Origin of the sequence: Luteimonas sp. MC1782, from assembly GCF_014164605.1 — a bacterium.
Classification (GTDB): domain Bacteria; phylum Pseudomonadota; class Gammaproteobacteria; order Xanthomonadales; family Xanthomonadaceae; genus Luteimonas.
Genome location: NZ_JACJFT010000007.1, coordinates 1 through 6,675, shown reverse-complemented (window position 1 = coordinate 6,675; position 6,675 = coordinate 1). Strand labels below are relative to the sequence as shown.

Here is a 6,675-nt window from a genome sequence, read left to right as displayed (position 1 = left end):
TCCCTCGCGGGCCAACTTGCGCCAACGAGACAACATGAAAGGGTGGATGTAAAGCGACTCGGCAACATCGGCGACGGAGACGCCGGGAAGCTCACTCAGGCGTACTGCGGTGGCCTTGAAGTGGTCTGTGTAGCGATAGGTTGTTCGGGGGCCTGGCGTAGGCATAAAGACACTCCTGATCGTTAGGTCAGGGTGTCCACTGAAGCGAAGGAACTACCGCGTCGGCTTGAACGCATTGTTAGGCCCAGCCGCCGCCGCTGTCACTAGGAGAGCGCGGCGTCGACTTACCGGCCCCATCCGGCCGTCGGCTGGATACGGCGAGCGCAGCAGCAGCACCCAGAGCGAAACCCACCCCCATGCCCAGGACGAGTTGACCAAGGACAATGCCGAGTGCCGCGCCGATTGCGACCCCAAAGATTATTCCCGCGCCTATCGTTCGACGCCTCTGCTCGTAGCCGCTCTTCCACATGACCGTACATCTCCCAGCGGGCCTAACACCTAAGTTAAGCCGCGCCGCAGCGGGGCGTGAAGCACGTGGCAAGCTTTACCCGCCACGTGGTTTGCGCCCCGATGCGGCGTCGGCTTGAACGCATTGTTAGGCGCGGCAGCCACAGCCCCAGACTAATCCCGCTTGTTGAAGTAGTACAGGCCCGCCCCAACAAGACCGACTGCCATGCCAAGGCAATACAGCCAGCCTGCCGCAATAGCCTCCGAGGAGAACATGGGTATCCCCTCGCGACTAGAGACGCGATACAGCCGATTGAGGCTACTCATGGTCATAAGCACCATGAACACCGCGACAGCGACCCAAAACTCTCCACGATTCTTCATGGTCAATCGCAATCTCTGTTGAGCGCCTAACGCCTGAATTAAGCCGCGCCGCGAAGCGGCGTCGGCTTGAATGACTTGTTAGGCCGCCGATGCCTGGCACCCCTGCCCGACCTGCCGCGCCCCAACCCCTGCGCCGAACAGTACAACAAGTTTGGACGGACAGCTTGGACTGGAGCGTGCCGCAACCGAAGCCTGATTTCCCGGCTCGCGCGGCCAAGAACCCGCACCGCCAACCTGCACGAGGCCGACTCAGGATGATCGTACTTGCGCCGAGGCTGCGCCTATCCGAAGCCGAGGTGCACCACGAGTGACTGCCGATGCCCTTCACCGCGCGAGCAAAGCGCAACGGCGAGAAGCGGGAGCCGCGAGAACAAAGCAATCTTGCCGAGACGCCGCTACAACAGTGCCGCGAACCAAAGGCCTAACACCAGAGTTAAGCCGAGCAGCGTAGTGCAGCGAAACACATGGCAAGCTGTACCTGCCATGTGTTTTGCGGAACGAAGCGGATTCGGCTTGAACGACTCGTTAGGCCGCCGCTGCCCAGCACCTGTGCCTGACCTGCGGTGACCCAACCCCTGAGCCGAACATTACAACAAGTCTGGCCGGTCAGCCCGAGGCTGGAATCTGCCAGGCCGAAGCGATGATGTTGCAGCCTTCGCGGCCCAGAACTCTCACCGCACCCTGGCCGAAGCCGGTGCGGCAGGTCGAATCTTGCGGAAAGTCGCGCCTGTCCGAAGCCGAAGTGCTTCCCGACTGACTGCCGATGCCTGCACCGCGCGTGCGAGGTGCAAACGCTGCGGATGAGCGAGTCGCTACAGTTTGCTTGGAACCCGGCAGCAACAGTGCGGGAAACAAGGCCTAACACCAGAGTTAAGCCGAGACGCGTAGTGGAGCGAAACACATGGCAAGCTTTACCTGCCATGTGTTTTGCGTAATGAAGCGGCTTCGGCTTGAACGACTTGTTAGGCCGCCGCACGCCGAGCTTGCGCCCGACCTTGCGACAGCCCAACCCCTGCGCCGAACAGTACAACAAGTCTGGCCGAACGGCCTGAGGCTGGCACTTGCCGGGGCCCAGGCCGGAACCACCGACTCGCGCGGCCAAGAACTCTCATCGCGCCCTGTCCGAAGCCGACTCGGCCGCTCGAATCTTGCGGAAAGTCGCATCTGTCCGAAGCCGACGAGTTGCAGGGCTGATTACCAATGCCTGCGCCGCGCGTGCGAGGTGCAAGTGCTGCGGATAAGCGACGCGCTGCAGAGTGCCTGGAACCCAGCAACAACAGTGCGGGAAACAAGGCCTAACACCTAAGTTAAGCCGAGACGCGTAGTGGAGCGAAGCACATGGCAAGCTCTTTTTGCCATGTGGTTTGCGGAACGAAGCGGCTTCGGCTTGAACGCATTGTTAGGCGCCACTCTTGGGACCCGCTTGACTGAAGATCAGGATCAAGGCCGACAACCCGATAAGTAAGGCCGAGAGGAAGAACACTGTCATTCCAATCCAGATGCCAACACTCGCCGTCGCCTGCAACCACGATAAGTTCAACCAATCCGCGATCCACAGGACGCCGCCACAGACCAGGATGAAGAAAAAGCTCCATAGCGCTACCGAATTGAAGCGCTTGAGAAGCGTCGCATCAGATGTCTCAATGTGTAGCGGCATGAGGCCTAACACCAGAGTTAAGCCGTGCCGCAGCGGGACGTGAAGCACATGGCAAGCTCTTCCTGCCATGTGATTTGCGTACCGATGTGGCATCGGCTTGAACGACTCGTTAGGCCGCCGATGCGTGGCACCTGTGCCGGACAGCCCAACCCCTGAGCCGAACATTACAACAACCCACCGGCACTGGGCGGTGCCAGCAGGAGCGAAGCCGGAACCACAGCCCGCGCGGCCGAGAACCCGCACAGCCAGCCCGAACGAAGCCGAGGTGCGACTGGCGCTACTGCCGATACCGCTCACCGCGCATGCGATATAGCCCCGAGGATGCCGGAACCAACCGGCTTACGACGCTGCAGCTACAGCGATGCAATGAGATCGGCCTAACACCTAAGTTAAGCCGAGACGCGTAGTGGAGCGAGGCACATGGCAAGCTGTACCTGCCATGTGCTTTGCGTAACGAAGCGGCTTCGGCTTGAACGCATTGTTAGGCCGCACGTTAGTTGGCACGACAATGTGTCTCCACGACGGCCCTGTCAGCTGGGTCACGCGACGGCGCATCTCGCATCTCGATGGCTATCGGCCCGTCGGCTTCTTGCGGCCACTTGTCGCGAGTCTTCGGTCCATACACCAGCATGATCCCCGCAGGCGGGTCTCCAAGCAGGAAGGAGTCTCTAGGCTCACCCATCACGGCGGTTAGTTGGGACATGGTCATTCCCGGCTCAACCTTACGACAGCGCTCACGAACCTGGTCGCACCCGGCCAAGAGAAGCAAGAAGCCCAGAGCTGGAAGTAGTCGGTTCACGGGACTCTAGTGCGGCCTAACACCAGAGTTAAGCCGAGACGCGTAGTGGAGCGAAGCACATGGCAAGCTTTACCTGCCATGTGGTTTGCGTAACGAAGCGGCTTCGGCTTGAACGACTTGTTAGGCCGCCGCACGCTAGGCTTGCGCCCGACCTTGCGACAGCCCAACCCCTGAGCCGAACAGTACAACAAGTCTGGCCGAGCGCCCGAGCCTGGCAGTTGTCCGGGCCGAAGCCGAAACCAGTGACTCGTGCGGTCAAGAACTTCCATAGCGCCCTGTCCGAAGCCGACTCGGCCGGTCAAATCTTGCGGAGAGTCTGGCCAATCCGAAGCCGAGGTGCTGCAGGACTGGCTGCCGATGCCTGACCGCGCGTGCGAGGTGCAAACGCTGCGGATAAGCGAGGAGCTAAAGATTGCCTTGAGCTCGGCAACAACAGTGCGGGAAACAAGGCCTAACACCGAAGTTAAGCCGAGACGCGTAGTGGAGCAAAGCACATGGCAAGCTGTACCTGCCATGTGCTTTGCGCAACGAAGCGGCTTCGGCTTGAACGCATTGTTAGGCCTCATCCGCGGGCTTGCGGTACAAAACTGCGCCAGATTCTGGGGCAATGAGAAGCGCGACCTTATCCGTCGTGAAGAAGTCCACGGTGTGCGGGACGCTTGGTCCTGGGGAGATGTTGGTGGTGATGTGATCACTCGCAGCTCCCATGTCTCGACCCCAAGCGATGTTGTGGATCACGATCTTTTTTCCGTCAGTCAGGGCCGCCTCTGTAAGGCTGCCGCAGCGACCTTGGAGCAAGGTTGATACGTGATCCGCAAGTTCGCTTGTCATGAGGCCTAACACCAGAGTTAAGCTGCGCTGCGTAGGGGCGTGAAGCACATGGCAAGCTTTATCTGCCATGTGGTTTGCGCCCCGAAGCGGCGTCGGCTTGAACGACTTGTTAGGCCGCTGCTGCCCAGCACCCGCGCCGAACACGCTGCGACCCAACCCCCTGAGCCGGAACACTACAACAACTCGCAGACGCTGGACCGAGCCACGGCTACCGACGCGGATACGTCGCAGCTGTACGGCTTAGCAGCTCAAGTCTTTGTCCCTGTCGATTCCTTCAAGGCATATCGCTGACAAAGGGAGGTCGAATGCTTCGGCCTGCTGCAACATGAGCGAGAGAACGCGGCGGTAAGCCCGATTGTGTCCAGCCTCGTACTGCCTCTGCTCTGAGCTAGATTCATGTAGAGCGCGCTCACTCGCTTTCCACTCCTCTTTAAGCAGGAACCCGAGGTCTCGAAGGTAGTTTTCCGTGAGTTCCGACATGCGGCCTAACGCCTGAATTAAGCCGCGCCGCGAAGCGGCGTCGGCTTGAATGAATTGTTAGGGCCCGCCCGCGGACCCTGTGGCAACAAGTATCTCGTGATACCGCCGATTGTCTATGCCGTTGGATTGCTCCACAGCCAGAGGATGACCACTGACCGCTGGAACGTGAACAGCGGGCCGGCTTGTGCTGTTTTGGAACTGCACCATTACAGCTAGGCCAAGAGTAGATGGGTAACCTGGCATTGCATTGGCGATAGTGCCCGCGACTGGCGGCTCATTACTCCCGTCCTTGTCATAGAGCTCGACGTACCGGAAGAAGTCTGGCTCTTGCACTCCTACCCAGACACCCCAGCCGTAGTAGTCGGATTGCTCGTTGAAGGGGAGCTTGAGCAGGCAGCGTATGAAGAAGCTACTGCCAAACTGGCAAAGGTCGCTATTGAACTTTGCCTGATTGGCTCGCTCGCTCTCTGGGATGGCCCAAACCACATCCGGAAGCTTCCAGCCATGGTCGGTGGGCAGGCCGTCATGCGTTTCACCACAGGTTGAGCAAACGAAAGACTTCATGCGGGCCCTAACACCTAAGTTAAGCCGACCCGCGCAGTGGAGTGGACCAGGTGGCAAGCTTTACCTGCCGCCTGGGCCGCGTAACGAAGCGGGTTCGGCTTGAACGCATAGTTAGGCGCCACTGTAGCCGAAGCCGAGGCCAGAACCACGCCTGGAACTAGCCGAAGCCCAAGACGGGCTTGCCACGGCACACGCACCACCGAGACAGGAATGTTGCCGAAGCCGGACCTGCTTAACGCGCGGCCCAAAAGCCTCACCGGAAACTCTACGAAGACCAATGCGGCCCCAACAATCTCCCGTGAGGCTACGCGTAGCCGAAGCCGAAATGCTAGACGACGCCACCACCGCGCGTACGAAATGCACAACGGAACACCGAAGCTGCAACAGTGCCGACTGCAACGGACACTTGAATTGCTAACAACCGCGGCTCTCGTGAGCGCCTAACGCCAGAGTTAAGCCGAGACGCGTAGTGGAGCGAAACACATGGCAAGCTTTACCTGCCATGTGTTTTGCGTAACGAAGCGGCTTCGGCTTGAACGACTTGTTAGGCCGCCGCTGCCCGGAACTTGCGTCCGACCCGCAACAGCCCAACCCCTGGGCCGAACAGTACAACAAGTCTGGCCGAACGGCTTGAGGCTGGCGCTTGCCGGGGCCAAAGCCCGAGCCACCGACTCGTGCGGCCAAGAACTCTCACTGCGCCCTGTCCGAAGCCGACTCGGCAGGTCAAATCTTGCGGAGAGTCGCGCCTGTCCGAAGCCGAGGTGCTGCAGGACTGACTGCCGATGCCAGCACCGCGCGTGCGCGGTGCAAACGCCGCGGATAAGCGATGCGCTACAGATTGCCTGGAACCCGGCAACAACAGTGCGGGAAGCAAGGCCTAACGCCTGAGTTAAGCCGCGCCGCGCAGTGGAGCGAACCACATGGCAAGCTTTCTCTGCCATGTGGTTTGCGTAACGAAGCGGTGTCGGCTTGAACGAATTGTTAGGCCGCGGCTGGCGGGAACCCTGACCTCTTGCCCCAAACCGCCGCCGCCCAACCCCTTGGCCGGAACACTACAACAACTTGGCTCGACTGGCCGATGCCCCTTGGGCTGGCCTGGGTGTTTTCCGCCGGAGGCTAGCCAGAACAACGGGCGGAGCGTGTAGCCGAAGCCACCGCTGCTGCAAAGCGCGGCAGGCAACAGGCTGCGGCGTTTTGTCGAAGCGCGATGCTGGTCAGTGCGACCTGGAACGAAGCGACCCTGCAAGCCGTCACGGACTGTCCGAAGAAGCGCACAACGGAACACGCACACCAAGCGGCCTAACGCCTAAGTTAAGCCGCGCCGCAGCGGGGCGTGAAGCACATGGCAAGCTGTACCTGCCATGTGGTTTGCGACCCGATGCGGTGGGGACTTCCTTCGATAAAGTGGACACCCGTTGGTTAGGCGCATCTGCGCTCGTAGTCGGCGGGTGCGGTGTAACCCAGCGCCGAGTGTAGGCGCTGGTGGTTGTAGAAGTCGACGTAGCCGCGGATG

At 60.4% G+C, this 6,675-nt stretch carries 3 protein-coding genes; 1 reads left to right on the top strand and 2 read right to left on the bottom strand.

The window, feature by feature from the left end:
- Positions 1-165, bottom strand: a 165-nt coding sequence (locus tag H5368_RS13340; RefSeq protein WP_182823976.1) for a transposase, incomplete at its 3' end; no start/stop codon positions are given.
- Positions 166-3,623: 3,458 nt separating this feature from the next.
- Between H5368_RS13340 and H5368_RS13335 the strand changes: the two genes are divergently transcribed.
- Entirely contained in the window at positions 3,624-4,091 is a 468-nt protein-coding gene (locus H5368_RS13335) for a hypothetical protein (RefSeq protein WP_182825508.1), read from the top strand.
- A 564-nt stretch (positions 4,092-4,655) separates the two neighbouring features.
- On the opposite strand, the gene H5368_RS13330 is transcribed toward H5368_RS13335, so the two are convergent.
- Positions 4,656-5,162, bottom strand: a complete 507-nt coding sequence (locus H5368_RS13330) for a DUF2199 domain-containing protein (protein WP_182825506.1) — start codon at positions 5,160-5,162, stop codon at positions 4,656-4,658.
- Positions 5,163-6,675 lie beyond the last annotated feature (1,513 nt).